Source organism: Vibrio natriegens NBRC 15636 = ATCC 14048 = DSM 759 (genome assembly GCF_035621455.1).
In the GTDB taxonomy this organism is placed as follows: Bacteria; Pseudomonadota; Gammaproteobacteria; order Enterobacterales; family Vibrionaceae; genus Vibrio; species Vibrio natriegens.
On the sequence record NZ_CP141823.1, the window covers coordinates 56,667 to 72,934 of the forward strand.

Genomic DNA, 16,268 nt, shown 5'->3' on the forward strand with positions numbered 1-16,268 from the left:
GCGGCTTTTTATATTTGTTTGAGGATACTCTGTTACTGCTGAAGTTTTTCTTTTGCTTCAACCACTTTTGAAAAGTCCAAACCTAACTCTTCAACCGCTTCTTTAATTAACACAGGATTTTGCATCACTTGCGCCATCAACGCTTGAAGCTGCTCCTGAGGTAGACCCAACTGGCTGATAGTTGCCATTGCTGCAAAAGGGTTTTGCGTCAACGCCTGAAATAGCTCATTAATCTGAGCATCACTGATATTATTCTCTTTCAGCATTGCAAGAATCGGGTTCATCAAATTACCTTTAATCACTAAGTAAAACAGACGTGTAGTTTACCATCTGGTTTTGTCTGTTTATAGTAAGACTTATGCCAAATGCAGTCCGAACCTGTACGCGCCTGTCTCGTCAGATGACGCTCTGCTTGTTTTCTGCCTGCTCTGCCAACTCGATACTTAACGCTTCTTTTTGTTTCAATTTGACGTCTTCCCAACTGCTGCCTGATTCGATAGCGGACACGCGTTGTTCGTATTTCTTACAAGCCCTATCGAGAACTTTCTTCGGGTCAATGCCTTTCTCTCTTTCCAGCGCTTTCAGCACATTCAAATAATTCCACAGCACATCGCCAAGTTCATCTTCCAGATAACAAAGACGATCTTCAGCTATCTCTTCACGTACTTCTTCGACTTCTTTACCAATTGCAACCAGATAGGTTTCGACACCTTTAAACCAGGTATTGGTCAAATCAAACTCTGACTTCCTCGTCGCGATTGAGAGTAGTTCATCAAATTCTTTCATATTCCCTCCATGGAATAGTCATTAGCTACGAGTATACGGTTAGCTAACTTTTAGGGCGAATAAATTTTCCCATTGCACTGACTCTGACTTCTTCATTGACACTTAGCTGAGCGACTAACTGATAAACACCCCGCCTTTCCCTTTCACAACGCGCGGTAATTTCAATATGTTCCTTTAAAGCGATAGGCGCGTGATAGCGGACATCGAGCTGAGCCGTCAGTGCTTCAACACCCATCGACAGCAAGCAATTGGTCATCGCGCCATCGAGCAATGAACTGGCGATACCACCATGCAACAGTCCTGTGTAACCTTGATGACGGTTAAGCACATCGAATTCGCCAAAAATGGAATGATCTGATAGCTGTTGGTAATGGACGGATAAAGAGTGGGGATTGTTTTCAATTGGTGCGCACACTGCGCAATGGTCATGGGACTGATGAGGTTTATGATGTTCAGTATCTGTTAGCATAGTGGCACTTTATACGGTCTAAAAATGTGTAATTAGCATATGCCAAATACTCTGAAGGAAGTCGCGAGTAATCTATGTTTGCAGTATGTAGGCATGCAACAGCGTATAACAGACTTAGCGTCTTTGACACGACGTGCAGCCTCGACAGGCTGATCGGGTTGTTTTGTCCAGCAAGCTGCGTTGTACTTTGCAGTACGCGTTTTTGAGTGCGCGACGTGCTGAGAACCAATCATCGGGTTTGGTCAAAATTAAATAGCCGTTAAATCGCTTTACTAATTCGGTGCGATGACTCTCGATAAACCGGCTGTCGAACTCGATCTCGAAATAATTCAACGCGTCTTCTATGCGAGAGAAGCTAGCGATTTTTTCTTGAATAGCGTTTTGAGTCATAACTCTGGCACTTTGGTTGGTCATTCAATGCAGTTTAATTGCTGTTCATTCTACTTTCTTTGATTTCCAGACGCTTAATGTTCAGAACTGGTTTGATTATCAGATGGGATGCCGACAGTACCAATAACAAAACAGGCGAACATTGAGTCCGCCTGAATTTATCGTATGACAGTTAATTAAGAGAACTCGTTTGTTTCCCTATAGGTCAAAGCGATCGGCATCCATCACTTTTACCCACGCTTTGATGAAATCATGAACGAATTTTTCCTGATTATCATCTTGTGCATACACTTCTGAGTAGGAGCGTAAAATAGAGTTAGAACCGAACACAAGATCGACTCTGGTTGCCGTCCATTTCACTGCACCTGACTTGCGATCGACGATTTCGTATTGGTTTTCACCTTTCGGAACCCACTGGTATGCCATATCGGTTAAGTTAACGAAGAAGTCGTTAGACAAGGTGCCGACGCGGTCAGTAAATACGCCATCTGAGCTACCGCCATAGTTCGTGCCCATCACACGCATACCACCTACGAGCACGGTCATTTCTGGTGCAGTCAGACCCATTAACTGAGTACGATCCAACATCAATTCTTCTGGTTTGACGACATAATCTTTCATCAACCAATTTCGGTATCCGTCTGCCAAAGGTTCGAGAACCTCAAATGACTCGACGTCAGTCATATCTTGACTCGCATCACCGCGACCAGGCGAGAATGGAACCGTGACATTGTAACCTGCTGCACGTGCGGCTAGCTCAACACCAACGTTACCAGCAAGAACGATAGCATCTGCTACGCTACATCCTGATTCAGCAGCGATTTTTTCAAGAACCGGTAACACTTTACTCAAACGTTGTGGCTCATTACCTTGCCAGTCTTTTTGTGGCGCGAGACGAATTCGAGCACCGTTAGCACCACCACGGCGATCCGAGCCACGGAATGTACGTGCGCTATCCCAAGCCGTGCTGACCAGTTCACCAATGCTTAAACCACTCGCTTCAATCTTAGTTTTGACTGAATCAACATCGTAACCTGTACTGCCCGCAGGCGTTGGATCTTGCCAAATCAGATCTTCAGCCGGAACATCTGGCCCTAGGTAGCAAGATTTCGGCCCCAGATCACGGTGTGTTAGCTTAAACCAGGCGCGAGCAAACGCATCTTCGAAAGCCGATTGATCGTTTTTGAAACGCTCTGCAATTTTGCGATATTCAGGATCCATTTTCAGAGCCATATCGGCATCGGTCATAATTGGGTTATAGCGTTTCGAGCTGTCTTCAACATCAACGGGTTTATCTTGTTCGTCAATATTGACAGGCTCCCATTGATGAGCGCCAGCCGGGCTCATTTTCTGTTCCCAGTCATACTTAAACAACAAGTGGAAATAACCATTATCCCACTGGGTTGGATGCGTGGTCCATGCGCCTTCCAAACCACTAGTTACAGCGTCACGACCAATTCCACGCGTAGTGTGATTCATCCAGCCAAGGCCTTGCTCTTCAAGGTCCGCAGCCTCTGGATCGGGGCCAACATTTGCGGCATCACCATTACCGTGACATTTACCGACAGTATGGCCACCAGCGGTAAGCGCAACGGTTTCTTCATCGTTCATCGCCATACGTGCAAAGGTCACACGCATATCAGCGGCTGTTTTCAATGGGTCTGGATTGCCATCAACCCCTTCAGGGTTTACGTATATAAGTCCCATCATTACTGCTGCAAGTGGGTTTTCTAGGTCACGCTCGCCTGAGTAACGTGTCCCTTCACCACCACTCGGTGCCAACCACTCTTTTTCGGAACCCCAGTACGTGTCTTTCTCAGGGTGCCAGATATCTTCACGGCCAAATCCGAAACCGAAGGTTTTGAAGCCCATCGATTCATAAGCCATGTTCCCGGCCAGAAGGATCAAATCCGCCCAGCTTAATTTGTTACCGTATTTTCTTTTAATCGGCCAAAGGAGTCGTCTTGCTTTATCCAGGTTAGCGTTATCAGGCCATGAGTTTAGAGGAGCAAAGCGTTGGTTACCCGTTGAACCGCCACCACGACCGTCTGCAATACGGTAGCTACCTGCAGCATGCCAAGCCATTCGAATCATAAGACCACCATAGTGACCCCAGTCTGCTGGCCACCAGTCTTGGCTGTCTGTCATCAAATCTTTCAAATCTTTCTTAAGCGCATCGACGTCTAATTTTTTCAATTCTTCTTTGTAATCGAAGTCGTTTCCATAGGGATTAGTTTTGGAGTCATGCTGATGCAGGATGTCTAAATTTAACGCATTTGGCCACCAATCCATCACTGACTTGTCTGTAGATGTTTGCCCACCATGCATGACCGGACATTTACCTACTGAACCGCCGCTTGTGTCGCTCATAAAAACTCCTTTGTTAGGGGCACAGAAGCCGCTAATAAAAATCGTTACTCGATCAAATGAATAGAAATATTCATTTATAACAGCGTAGTCTATACACCAGATTGCTGATGATTTTTTGGTCAATATTTTGTTATGTCTGAAATACGTAAGTGTCACTAAACGTGTATCTATTTAGCGTTAACATCAATCAACGATAAATATCAGTGACGCCCGAATACTTCACGCCAGATAACTGCGCCATGTTTCTATCCCATGTCGCTAAATCATTTATGTTGAACTGACTCAGCGCGTCGTGCCCGCACGCCCTCGCCATTACTTGCATCAGCTCGACAGACGCGTCGAAAAAGTTTTTCAATTGTTTCGATGATTTGTCAATATCAAGACGCTGCCTTAAATCGGCGTTTTGCGTGGCAATACCTGCGGGACAGTTGTTGGTGTTGCAAATTCGCGCAGCGACGCACCCGATAGATTGCATTGCGCTGTTTGCAATAGCGACGCCATCAGCCCCTAATGCCAAAGCTTTAACAAAGTCCATTGGCACTCTCAATCCACCAGTCACAATTAACGTGACATTGTCACTAACGCCTTTTTGATCCAAATATTTACGAGCACGCGCTAAAGCAGGGATGGTTGGAACACTGATATGATCACGAAACATGGATGGTGCCGACCCCGTACCACCGCCACGACCATCAAGAATGATGTAATCCGCACTGGCATCCAGAGCGAACTGAATATCTTGCTCAATATGATTCGCGCTGAGCTTGAATCCGATGGGTATGCCTCCGGTGATGGCACGTACTCTGTCAGCAAATTTCCTGAAGTCACGTGCAGAGTGGAGGTCTTTAAACGTGGGTGGTGATATCGCGGGCTCGCCCTCAGGAATACCACGTATTTCCGATATTCTACCTACGTTTTTACTGCCCGGCAGGTGTCCTCCGGTTCCCGTTTTCGCACCCTGTCCACCTTTAAAATGAAAAGCTTGTACGCCATGCAATTTAGACTCCTCATAGCCAAATTGTGCGCTGGCAAGCTCATAAAAATACCGAGAGTTTGCGGCTTGCTCTTCAGGCAACATGCCCCCTTCACCGGAACAAATTCCTGTACCGGCTAATTCTGCCCCTTTAGAGAGCGCAATTTTTGCCTCTTCCGATAACGCGCCAAAACTCATGTCCGAGACTAACAAAGGGATCGCCAACTTGAGAGGCTTACGTGCATTCGGCCCCACAATTAACTCGGTTGCGACTGGCACATCTTCCATCAATGGCTGAGTGGCCATCTGAGCGACCATAATTTGTATCGCGTCCCAATGCGGTAACAGGTGTCTTGGTACCCCCATAGCAGCCATGGGGCCATGATGCCCGAGTTTAGATAACCCTTCTCTCGCCAGTTGATGAATAAACTCCAATGTAGGTTCTTCTTGTGTTGACGCTGCCACTGGTTTTCCGCTTTTTTCTTTCTTTGCTTCCGGCGCTTCATGCCCTACCTGCTCTGCCGTAAATTTTTTATGGGTACCATCACAAAATGGAGCGTTAGAAGTCTGTTTGCAGCGACATAAGTAAGCCTCTTCATTCTTTTCGGCGACAAAGCTCATTGGCTTCAGACCGGTCCCTGAATGCGAGCCATCACAATAAGGTTGGCTCTTGGAGCGCCCACAACGACAGAAGTAATATTCTTGCCCTTCCACCAAGTTGACTTTGATTGGCTTGTTATCGGCGATAATTGGTTTACTCATGCTGCCTCCAGTTCTGTTACCACCTGTCGTTATCGCAGGCGTTAACGTAAGCGTAGGACAGGTGCGTATAAGCGTCATTGAACATAGAGAAAATAAGCGTTTGCTTCACATCTCTCCTATACTTTTAGAGGTGTAATACACGTGGAGGCTTTATGACGATTGCAACCCGATTAGATCAATACCTGACTGATCATAATATTCACTTTCAAACAGTGAATCACAGCCACAGTCATAGCTCGCTTCAAAGTGGTGTATCTGCAGGTATACCTTTGATGAATTTGGCGAAAGCCGTGATCCTTGAAGATCATGAAGGTCATCATATGATGGCGGTATTACCAGCCAACAATAAAATCAGCTTGTCGAGACTCAACGATGAGTTCAACGCTTCTTTCCATTTGGTTAAAGAAAGCATGGTTTATCGACTTTTTACCGACTGTGAACATGGTGCCGTTCCGCCAATTGGAAGCCCTTATCACATGGCAACGGTGTGCGATGAAAGATTAGCAAATCTTGATCATGTCTATCTAGAAGCGGGTGACCATGAAACGTTGATCAAACTTGACAGAGAGTCGTTTAAAGAGTTGATGAACGACTGTAAATACCTAAGGTTCAGTAGTGAGGTTCTACATTGATGCTCCCCCAAACCTCGACAAAGGCTCTTTTCGTTCTGCGTTAAGAGCCTTTATTTTTATCTAGAAAACTTAACTTTCTGAGATGTGCTTATTGCGATAAACCCGGGTCGGACGACCTACCTTTCCATGCTCTAGAAATGCCACCAAGTCGCCCTGCTCTACCGCTTTATCTAAGTAGCGGCGAGATGTACTTTTACTGATCGGCAATTGTTCCGATACGCTGGCGGCAGTATGTTCAATATTAATGTGAGTGAACAGTTCGATAACCTGCCGATACATGAAAGGGTCTAGCCCTGCTAACTCGACGTGATTCAGTTCAACCTTATTAGACTTACCTGAATGAAACAGATCATCTAACTGCGACTGACGAAAAGAGCCCTGGCTGCTCATGTGATTTTTCACTTTCGCGAATCGTTGTAAGCTTTCGGTAAGGCGAGAATAATCCATTGGCTTAATCAAATAATCAAATGCGCCAAATCGGTGGGCCTTTTGAACCGTATCGGCATCGTTTGCCGCCGTCACCAAAATGCATTCTGGTCTGTGTTCGCTATTGAGCCACTGATACACCAAATCAACGCCCAAGCCGTCAGGAAGATAATTGTCGACGATGACCAAGTCTGGTTGCACTCTCTCCACCAATTGGCGAGCGATATGGACGCTACCAGCGATACCAACCACCTGATACTGTTCGACCTGTTCTACAAAGTGGTGATGCAGCTCAGCTATGCTGGGATCATCTTCTACAATCACAACTTTTATCATGCCATCTCCTTAGAAAAATACACCGTGAATGCCGTTTCTAACTCATCGCTATCGAGTTCCATATGGCCAAGCCCTTGCTCAACAATAGAACGTACAATGTGCATTCCTACTCCGTGTTCCGACTTGTTCTGCTTGCTAGTAAAACCCAGCTCGCACAAGGTTTCCAGTTCACTTTCAACCATCGGTCCATTGTTGACTATTTGGATAGTGTACTCGCACTCAGATTCTGAGATATGAATATCCACGCGGCCATTCTCTCTTCCTTTGACTGCGTCCAATGAATTTTGTGCCAAATTGCCGATCAGACCACACAACTGCTCTTCGGATAAACGCTTAGAGAGCCGACTCAAATCGCTTTGGCAATCAATACTAAACGCAACGCCGAGTTCATTCGCTTTACTTGCTTTAGCCAGAATCAGCGCAGACAAAGCTGGCCGGTTATGAAGGGCATGCAATGAATCCAACTGTGACTGACTGGCTTTCGCTTGAGACAAACACACTGATAGTGCTTTTTCGTAAGCCCCCATCTGGAGTAAGCCAGAAATGGTCGAGAGTTTATTTTGATATTCGTGTCGAGTGACTCTCATGTTTTCCATATACTGGTTTACCTGACTGATTTTCTCTGAGAGTACGTGCATCTCATTTTGGTCACGTAAGCTAAACACAGCACCATAAGGTTCTCCGCCAGAGGTACGCAGTGTCACTCGGTTTACCACCAAGTTTTTACCGTTCACGCGAATTAAACCATTGATGTAATCTTCCCCTTCCAGAGAAAAACAGGTCGGGTTATCAATACTCTCGATGAATTCGTCACCAGGCTCTTTGTTATAATTCAGCATCGAACGTGCGGAATCATTAATTAGGTATAACTGCCCTTGTGAATTTATCGCGACTAACCCCTCGTAAGTCGCTTGCAAAACCCCTTGATAAGTTTTTAATGCCTGCCTAAGCTGCCAGGGTTCCATCTCCTGCATCTGTTTTCTGACATAGTGTGAAAACTTCCAGGATAACCAAATACAGATGCATACAGCACCAAGTCCGAAAATAAACAAAGGTAACAGGCGTTCGCTGGTCCATAAATCCAAAGTATCAATAAGATAGCCAACTTTAATCATGCCAATCACACTGCCATCGTCAGACAAAATTGGCGAAATATAACGAATGGAAGGCCCCAAAGAACCAATACCGTACGATAGGTAAGATTCCCCACTACTTAGCGCTCTCTCAATATCGCCACCAGTAACATGAAGGCCAATACGTTCCTCAACGGGGTGTGCCAACCTGATACCGTTTTTATCGCTAACGGTAATAAAGTCGGCATCACTTACCGCCTGAACTGCGGTGATGATCTCTGACACCGCTTCGGCTTTTCCAGATGAAACAGCGGTAACGAGACTGGGTAACTGAGATAGCTGCTGAGACTGGACTTGTGCTCGCAGACTGATTTGATTTGTGAGTATTTCATCCAACTGATACGCGCTGTAGCTCCACCAGCTCAACATACCCAATAGCATTACGCCACTAAGTAAAGCGGCCAGTTGTTTAGTGAAGCTGAAAGAGGTTAAAGACACGTGAGAATTCCTAAAGGTTGCCTAGCCCAAGCTTACCGTAAGTCTGTACCGATTATTGAGGAATACGCGATAAAACTTGACCGATATCTCAATGATGAATTTTATGATTTTTATTATTTTAATGAGTTTATTCTCAATGCATTTGCAGCCCGAATCTACCTCAGCACCCAAGTTAAACAAGTGCAAAAACCACTTCCTCATGAAATTGATTTGCCTCAGTTTTCCTCACCATCCAGACCCTATTATGGAGAAAAATTAACTTGGAGATGGATGTATGAATGATTCCAAAATGAAGATGCTCCTGCTGGTGGCGATAGGCTGTATATTGTGGTTTATCCCAACCCCTGAAGGACTGTCTGATCAAGCCTGGCAAATGATGGCAATTTTTGTCACAACGGTGCTGAGTTTGATTCTCGCCCCTTTACCTCTTGGGGCAATGGCCTTAACGGGTTTAACCGTAGCGACTTTACTTGGTGTGTTACCGATTAAAACCGCTCTCACTGGCTTTGCTCACCCGACGATCTGGATGATCGCCGCTGCGTTTTTTATCTCGCGTGGCTTTATCACGACCGGATTTGGGCGACGTGTTGGTTACTGGTTTATTTCAAAATTAGGCCATAACTCGCTCGGTCTTGCTTACGGTCTTGTTTTAACCGATTTACTGTTTGCACCTGCAACACCAAGTACAACGGCACGCTGTGGCGGCATCATCTCTCCTCTATTCCGTTCTGTCGCCAGCGCATACGATTCTGATCCAGAAAAAGGGACAGAAAACCGCATCGGTGCTTTCTTGGTTCAGTGTATCTTCCAATGTAATGCGATCACTTGTGCGATGTTCCTGACTTCAATGGCAGGTAACCCTCTCGCTGCTAACTTTGCAAAAGAACAGGGCGTCGAGATCACATGGGCGGGTTGGGCGACAGCGGCAATTGTACCTGGCTTGCTGTGTTTGTTCCTGATTCCACTTGTTATGTACTTTGTTTTCCCGCCTGAGTTAAAGAAAACGCCAGAGATGCGCGAAATCGCTCGTCAGAAATTGGCAGAAATGGGCAAGATGACTCGTGATGAAGTCATGGTTGGTATCACGTTCGTTGGTATGGTTTCACTTTGGGTTCTTGGCCCAACACTAGGCATTCATGCAACCGTTACTGCACTATTGGGTTTGGTGTTCTTGCTTATGACACGCACCATTACCTGGGATGCGGTGCTGGGTGAAAAAGAAGCCTGGCATACCATTACTTGGTTCGCCGTTCTGGTAATGATGGCAGCACAACTTAACAGCCTTGGCTTTATCGGCTGGTTCAGCCAGTCTATGAGCGATTCGTTGTCTGGGTTTGGCTGGGTTACAACGGTCGTTGTACTGCTGCTGGTTTACTACTACAGCCATTACTTGATGGCGAGTGCAATGGCTCATATTAGCGCCATGTATTCAGCATTCTTGGCGATTGCAATTTCAGCAGGCGCACCACCAATGCTGGCCGCTATCGTACTGGGTATTTTCAGTAACCTTTACATGTCAACGACCCACTACTCTTCTGGCCCAGCCCCAATCTTGTTTGGCGCAGGATTCCACAGCCTGCAAAGCTGGTGGAAAATTGGCTTTATATTCTCACTCATCGTTATCCCAGTATTTATCTTCGTGGGCGGCGCATGGTGGAAATTGCTTGGTCTTTGGTAAGCATTGACGAACCCCCTTACGCAACAACAAAAAAACCGCCGATTAAGGCGGTTTTTTAAATACTTTATCTCAGTGGCAACTCATAAACTCCCAATCGCTGAGAGCGATCCAACATATCGAAATCATGGTCCAGATAGTGTTTCAATTTCGCCCCGGTACGCTCGGCAATTTTGATACTCGCTATATTTTCTTCCAAACAGTGGAATTGGACAGATTTGGCATTGCCTCTCTTTTTAAGATAAAGGATGAGAACAGAAAGAGCCTGATCAATCAATTTGTTACCTCTGCCATGATCCGCAAGCCAATAACCGATTTCGGTCACGCGCGTCTCTGGATCGACCCCTTTTGAGCCAATCACGCCGGAAAATCGGTCGTCAAAGTAAATGGCAAACCAATACGCATCGACTGCGTTGCTATCCACTCTTTGTGAAATGTAATGGCGAGCTTCACGTCTGTTGGTCACAAACTCAGGCCAGGGTAAATAAACCGTTAGCCTTTCACGATTGGCATTGACGGTTTCTAGCAGCTCTAAGGTGTGTTTCGACGCTAACGGCTCCATCGATATTCTGTCAGATATCGCAAAGCGTTGTTCTAAATCATCGGCTTGCAGCATTATCTTCCTTTAGTCTTGTTCTATGAGTGTGAAAGGCGTCAGTTTGGACTTATCAACGTAATGCATCCACACGTGTTCATAAAGTTTGTGTTGATTTGCAAAAGGCGCCAATTGTTTCGCTTCTTCTAATGTACACCAGCGATATTCAGTATGCTCGTGGTTTAGCGTAACACCTTGATTGGGCTGGCAGAACATAACAAAACAAGGGATCACCATGACACGGTTCTTTTTCGCTTCATAAAACTGCTCTAGGAAGTCGGCGGTATGCAGCTCTACATCGGTTATCTGTGTTTCTTCTTCAAGTTCTCTTAAGATGGTTTGCCATCCTAACTCCCCCTCTTCCACGCCGCCTGCAACGTGGCACCAGTAGCCGCCTTTCACGCGTTTTAAGAGCAACATTTTGATCACGCCATCAATCTCAGAAATGACGACACCTGACACGTGGGTTGCTTGTACTGGAATCATGTTATTTCCTTGTGAGTTAGGCAAATTTATACCAACCATAAAACGTAATGTATCGATGAATTGCTATTGATTGGCGAAGCGGATAGATATCAAAGTGCAATCTCATTTTATCGGCAAATTTCATTTTATCTAGTGGCTTATTTTAACCACTTAGTATGTTAAAGTGAGATCTCACGCAACAATCGAGCATTCTCATGTCTAATTCTTTAAGCGCCATGGTTCCCATTGGTGTTCGCTTTATGGTTCTTTCTGCCTTTGGCTTCGCACTGATGTCCGCGACGGTTAAACACGTCAGTTTATACGGTATCCCCGTTTTTGAGATCGTCGCAGCAAGGGCTCTGGTCTCCTTAGTGATCAGTTACTTAGACGTGAAGCGTAAACGAATTTCTATCTGGGGAAACAACAAACCTTTATTGCTCGTACGTGGTGCTGTCGGTACCGTTGCGTTGGTCTGTGTTTATTACTCTGTCACCACCTTACCTTTGGCAGAAGCGACCATATTCCAATATATTCATCCGGCATTTACCGCTTTGCTCGCGGTATTTTTCTTAAAAGAGCGGATTCAACCATCAACATTGGTTTGTATCGCGTTATGTTTGCTGGGTATCTATGTGATGGTCCGCCCCGAAACTGGTGCATCAGCGGAACATGCCCTGCCTCCATTTAGCGTCATGATGGCACTGTTAGGCGCGTTTGGTAGCTCTATCGCGTATGTAATCGTCAGAAAATTGAGCCGGACAGAAGACAGTTCAGTCATTATTTTCTATTTCCCACTTGTCGCCCTGCCAGCGTCGATAGTTTTGATGGGAGACAATTTTGTTGTGCCTGATCTTTATCTGACCATCATGTTGGTTTTAATTGGTGTTTTCACCCAAATTGGTCAACTTGGTATGACGAAAGCGATGCAGACCCAAGAAGCAGGCAAAGCATCCGCCTACTCTTATATTCAGATAGTCTTCTCTGGCCTGATAGGTATTGTCGTCTTTGGTGAGCTACCGTCAGTATGGACGTACATTGGCGCAGGGTTAATCGTCACAGGTGCGATGATTAACGCGTTTGGTCGACATATTCGATTACCCTTCGCACGCAGAAGTGCTTAAAAGCGATTAATCAAAATAACAGGCCCGGCAGAAAACATTCATGCTGGGCTTGTTACCAAATCTTGTCGTAAGGTAGATAAATCAAATTCAAAACAACCAACGCAGCCATGATTAGAAAAGTCAGCTGCATCCCTTTAACCCGACCTTTAAATCTCTCTTGCAAAATACCGCGCGCGTGAATAATACGCCCAATCACGAAGATGATTCCGGTGAGGTGTATCCAAACTGGTTGCGCGCCGTTGTACTCCAATAGCGCCATTAATATCAATGTAATGGGAATGTATTCACTCGCATTGCTTTGCGCACTTCGCGCTATTTGAAGCGCTTCGACCCCACCATCTGCATAAGCGACCTTATTCTTGCGTCTGAGTTTAATAACCTGAATTGCCAGCCAAATCAGTAGTACAGTCAAAATACAAGCGTAGAGAGCGGTAATCATATCCATTCCTTTTGATTTATCGTTCTATCACTATAGTTAATCCACGACGCGGCATCAGACAACCTACAAGTTCACTCCCTGCACAATGGCCGTAAAGCCGCTAACAAAACAGAGTGTCAGCGCACCAACTCGGATTTTTTCTTTTGGTAAAGACTGAGTCGTTTTAATCGCTAGCCAATAGCCAAGCGCCGCTGCAGGCAGCAGAGGAATAGTGATAAGTAAATGATTCCATGTAAAAAATCCAGCGGGTATCTGAACGATCAATGAAATGATAGAGCTGACGACGAAGAAAGCCGATAGGTTACCACGTAACTGATTAGCTTCTTGATGTTGCAGCAAGAGCGCCATTGGTGGTCCCCCTATCGCTGAACTTGTACCAAACAAGCCAGAAAAGAAACCCGCAAATGTCATACGAGTTGGCGTTGGTTCAATTCTAAACGGCAAAACACTCACAATCACGGCGAACAATACTAGAATACCAATCCACAGCGTAAGTGCTTCGGTTGATACAAAGAACAACATGACGCCACCAGCAATAGAGCCCGGAATACGTCCTATCAACGCCATCTTCAAGCCACCAATTTCTACGCTGCTGCGGTGTTTAACTGCATTCATCAAAGAAATAAATAAAGCGACTAAACAGATAGGCGCAGGGACATATTCTGGAGACCAAATAATAAGTAAAGGAGCAGCAACAATTGCTAAGCCAAAGCCAATAGCCGTTTGAACGTAGGATCCAAGAAAGATCAAACCTAACGCAACCAAGTTTATCGAATCGAATTCCATCGAGACCATTCTTATTTTTAATGAGACATCGAAAGCGTCACCAAGTCTCTTACGTACGTGGTTCGCTTAACCTCGTGTAGCATTCATGAAAGTAAATGAAAATACAACGTATTTATCCCAATTTACATCGAGAAACCTTACTCAGCGAAAATATCTCAATAGCTACTTATGGGTAGCCTCAAAGATATATGTCCTACAAATATTCCGCTACGAAAATCATGCCCGTAGTCAATATTGTCCTAAACTGCTGTAGGATTACTCCTACATAAAAATTAAGCAATATATATCAATAACTTATAAATTAAGACCAATACTGATAACCTTGACCTATCTGGTGAATTTGTACACGATCATAGGCGTTTTAAAACTACCGTTGACCACCAGTTACTATGAATTCTCGCGCTATGTTAAACACACAATGGTTACTCAATTTCCCTAAAGATATGAGAATTCATATGGCGGAAACCTACATCGAAACCATGAACCACGACGTCACTCAGTTAGAACAGTTGTTATTAATGGGCGCAACAAGTACTCAGGATGCATTAGCCATCTTGCACAAGATAAAAGGCAGCACGGCGCAATTAGGTTTAAGAACCATAAACCAGTCGGCTATTTATACCGAAAAACTCGGCAAGCTTGCCTCACCTGATTACCCGGTCGCCTTATCATCGCTAATGAAAGAGGTGAAACAGAGCATCGTCGATGTCAAAAATTGGAAGGCCTACAACGCACGAAAAGCCAACTCACCTAAGGTTTACTGTTATTAAAATCTCAAGTAGGACCAAAATGTTCATCTCATTCACTAAGTTTGATGCCTGAGGATAGCGCCATGCTCCCTAACCTTAACAAGCGTAAAGTGCTAATCGCCGACGACTCAAAACTGGTCACCAGCACCATAACGTCAATCCTCAAACAATCAGGAATGGATGACATTAGCTATGCGCACAAACCGGAAGAAATAATCCGTCTATGTGAGCAAACCCAGTTTGATTTGATCCTCTGCGACTATAATTTTCAGGCTTCTCTTAACGGATTCCAGATTTTAGAGGAATTGCAATATTCGAAACTGCTTCCTGCGCATACAACGTTTGTTTTCCTCAGTGGAGAAGATAACCCAAAGATCATCCGTTCCATCCAAGACAGCGACGCTGACGATTACTTTTTCAAACCTTTAAACTTTAAAATCTTTCGCAATCGAATTCTGTCGGCGATGGAAAGACGGGCTGCACTTTTACCTATTTACAAGCAGCTTCAATCGCTGAATTTTAGCGGCGCAACAGAAGCCTGTGACGCATTGCTTCCCCTCTACCCTGAGTATTCTATTGTCATCAAGCAGTATCGTGCGCTGGCGTTGGTCAACAGCAAGCAATTTTTTGCAGCCCAAGAAGAGTATCAAGGACTACTGGACGATTACGGTTTCGACTGGGTTAAGATTGCACTGGCAAACACCTTAATCAAATCCAATCAGCTAGAAAAAGCCCAGCAGGTTCTCAACTCGGTTAACGATCAAGTAGAGAACCCTTATTATCACGACGAGATGTCTAAAATCGCGGTTGAAAAAGACGATTTCACAACAGCAATAAAACACCTTAAACAATCGATCGCACTTGTAGATTCAGGGGCAGAACGTGAACTGGTGATCACTAATCTCTCCTTAGCAAACGAGTCATACGATGATGCCGTGACCTATATTAGACGCTATGAAGAAAAAAACGCTCACACCTTCAGAGACGAGATATACACGAAGCTCAATTTCACGCGGTGTTATCTATATCGTGCGCTAAATAACCCTCTGAGTAACTGTTTTGAAAGTTTGTTGTCTGGTTTAAATCCGATAATCAGTGATATACACAGTCACCCTCAATTTAAAACGCATGCTCTTCTGCTCTCAGCACATATTTCACTCATTCGCGGGGACTTAAAATCTGCAACGTCTGGTATAAAACAAGCTCTAAAAACGAATGAGTTAACACACTTTTACGACTTGTATCACCTTTGTGTCTTACTTGAGCGTTGTTCACTTTTGGAGGAAATGGAATCTGTCCTACCGCTCGCTCATTCGGCCATTTCGGATTTACAGCACCCAAGTATTCGCCGAAGTCAGATGCATATGTTAAAGAAATTGAAGGAGCGATTGCTGGAGGCTCAGTTAAGAGTCGATTCAATAAGAAAACAGCTGTCTGAGAAAAAATCTAACGCAACACTTGGAATGACTTCTCACTTTGACCACTATTTCAAATTGCATGATCTTTTTCCTCATTCAGAAAAAATTTGCTTAGCCATCGTAAAACTAGCGTCACTTCGTCCCTTTGCCTATCACGGTGAATACCGAATTTTTACTAAGCTTAATGAGTGTGATCAAGTGGTCACGACTGCATATAGCCGAGAAGAACTGAGCACCATGAGTTACTCAGCGATGTATCAGTCTGCAAAAGATAACATTAGATTAAACAGTTAGGCTGGAATGGG

At 44.8% G+C, this 16,268-nt stretch carries 18 protein-coding genes; 6 read left to right on the plus strand and 12 right to left on the minus strand.

Going from position 1 to position 16,268, the window contains the following annotated elements; all coding sequences use genetic code 11:
• Window positions 1-32: 32 nt before the first annotated feature.
• The 6 genes from VER99_RS14840 to VER99_RS14865 all read right to left on the minus strand — a co-directional run bounded on the left by VER99_RS14840 (window position 33) and on the right by VER99_RS14865 (window position 5,750).
• Complete coding sequence (locus VER99_RS14840; RefSeq protein ID WP_020334784.1) at window positions 33-284, minus strand: DUF2999 family protein; 252 nt, start codon at window positions 282-284, stop codon at window positions 33-35.
• A 112-nt stretch (window positions 285-396) separates the two neighbouring features.
• Window positions 397-786, minus strand: a complete 390-nt coding sequence (locus VER99_RS14845) for a MazG nucleotide pyrophosphohydrolase domain-containing protein (protein WP_020334783.1) — start codon at window positions 784-786, stop codon at window positions 397-399.
• Window positions 787-829: 43 nt separating this feature from the next.
• Entirely contained in the window at window positions 830-1,255 is a 426-nt protein-coding gene (locus VER99_RS14850) for a PaaI family thioesterase (protein WP_020334782.1), read from the minus strand.
• Window positions 1,256-1,369: 114 nt separating this feature from the next.
• Window positions 1,370-1,645: a nitrogenase-stabilizing/protective protein NifW gene (locus VER99_RS14855; protein WP_024372936.1), complete on the minus strand. Its 276-nt coding sequence runs from the start codon at window positions 1,643-1,645 to the stop codon at window positions 1,370-1,372.
• A gap of 198 nt (window positions 1,646-1,843) precedes the next feature.
• Window positions 1,844-4,015, minus strand: a complete 2,172-nt coding sequence (gene katG, locus VER99_RS14860; RefSeq protein ID WP_020334780.1) for a catalase/peroxidase HPI — start codon at window positions 4,013-4,015, stop codon at window positions 1,844-1,846.
• A 187-nt stretch (window positions 4,016-4,202) separates the two neighbouring features.
• Window positions 4,203-5,750, minus strand: a complete 1,548-nt coding sequence (locus VER99_RS14865; RefSeq protein ID WP_020334779.1) for a glutamate synthase-related protein — start codon at window positions 5,748-5,750, stop codon at window positions 4,203-4,205.
• Window positions 5,751-5,902: 152 nt separating this feature from the next.
• On the opposite strand from VER99_RS14865, the gene VER99_RS14870 reads away from it, so the two are divergent.
• Entirely contained in the window at window positions 5,903-6,382 is a 480-nt protein-coding gene (locus VER99_RS14870) for an aminoacyl-tRNA deacylase (RefSeq protein WP_014234107.1), read from the plus strand.
• 69 nt (window positions 6,383-6,451) lie between these two features.
• Here VER99_RS14870 and VER99_RS14875 read toward each other — a convergent pair whose 3' ends face one another.
• Together VER99_RS14875 and VER99_RS14880 are read right to left on the minus strand one after the other, a co-directional pair.
• On the minus strand, window positions 6,452-7,144 hold the full coding sequence (locus VER99_RS14875; RefSeq protein WP_020334777.1) for a response regulator: 693 nt from the start codon (window positions 7,142-7,144) through the stop codon (window positions 6,452-6,454).
• Entirely contained in the window at window positions 7,141-8,715 is a 1,575-nt protein-coding gene (locus VER99_RS14880; RefSeq protein WP_020334776.1) for a GHKL domain-containing protein, read from the minus strand. The genes VER99_RS14875 and VER99_RS14880 overlap by 4 nt, the downstream gene beginning before the upstream one ends.
• On the opposite strand from VER99_RS14880, the gene VER99_RS14885 reads away from it, so the two are divergent.
• The gene (locus VER99_RS14885) at window positions 8,716-8,997 is read left to right on the plus strand and encodes a hypothetical protein (protein ID WP_020334775.1); all 282 of its coding nucleotides are present in this window, start codon (window positions 8,716-8,718) and stop codon (window positions 8,995-8,997) included.
• A complete protein-coding gene (locus VER99_RS14890) occupies window positions 8,990-10,393 on the plus strand; it encodes an anion permease (RefSeq protein WP_020334774.1) in 1,404 nt (467 codons plus the stop codon). The genes VER99_RS14885 and VER99_RS14890 overlap by 8 nt, the downstream gene beginning before the upstream one ends.
• Before the next feature lie 64 nt (window positions 10,394-10,457).
• Here the strand turns inward: VER99_RS14890 and VER99_RS14895 are convergent, their stop codons facing one another.
• The gene (locus VER99_RS14895) at window positions 10,458-11,006 is read right to left on the minus strand and encodes a GNAT family N-acetyltransferase (RefSeq protein WP_020334773.1); all 549 of its coding nucleotides are present in this window, start codon (window positions 11,004-11,006) and stop codon (window positions 10,458-10,460) included.
• A 9-nt stretch (window positions 11,007-11,015) separates the two neighbouring features.
• Entirely contained in the window at window positions 11,016-11,471 is a 456-nt protein-coding gene (locus VER99_RS14900) for an NUDIX hydrolase (RefSeq protein WP_020334772.1), read from the minus strand.
• 194 nt (window positions 11,472-11,665) lie between these two features.
• On the opposite strand from VER99_RS14900, the gene VER99_RS14905 reads away from it, so the two are divergent.
• Window positions 11,666-12,571, plus strand: a complete 906-nt coding sequence (locus VER99_RS14905; protein WP_014234100.1) for a DMT family transporter — start codon at window positions 11,666-11,668, stop codon at window positions 12,569-12,571.
• A gap of 52 nt (window positions 12,572-12,623) precedes the next feature.
• On the opposite strand, the gene VER99_RS14910 is transcribed toward VER99_RS14905, so the two are convergent.
• Window positions 12,624-13,010, minus strand: coding sequence for an MAPEG family protein (locus VER99_RS14910; protein WP_020334771.1), 387 nt, complete (start codon window positions 13,008-13,010; stop codon window positions 12,624-12,626).
• Window positions 13,011-13,073: 63 nt separating this feature from the next.
• Complete coding sequence (locus VER99_RS14915; protein WP_020334770.1) at window positions 13,074-13,796, minus strand: sulfite exporter TauE/SafE family protein; 723 nt, start codon at window positions 13,794-13,796, stop codon at window positions 13,074-13,076.
• A 404-nt stretch (window positions 13,797-14,200) separates the two neighbouring features.
• Between VER99_RS14915 and VER99_RS14920 the strand changes: the two genes are divergently transcribed.
• Together VER99_RS14920 and VER99_RS14925 are read left to right on the plus strand one after the other, a co-directional pair.
• Window positions 14,201-14,566, plus strand: coding sequence for an Hpt domain-containing protein (locus tag VER99_RS14920; protein WP_236614659.1), 366 nt, complete (start codon window positions 14,201-14,203; stop codon window positions 14,564-14,566).
• Between the two features lie 62 nt (window positions 14,567-14,628).
• Window positions 14,629-16,257 carry a response regulator gene (locus VER99_RS14925; RefSeq protein WP_020334768.1) on the plus strand — a complete coding sequence of 543 codons (1,629 nt, stop codon included), beginning with the start codon at window positions 14,629-14,631 and terminating at the stop codon, window positions 16,255-16,257.
• Window positions 16,258-16,268 lie beyond the last annotated feature (11 nt).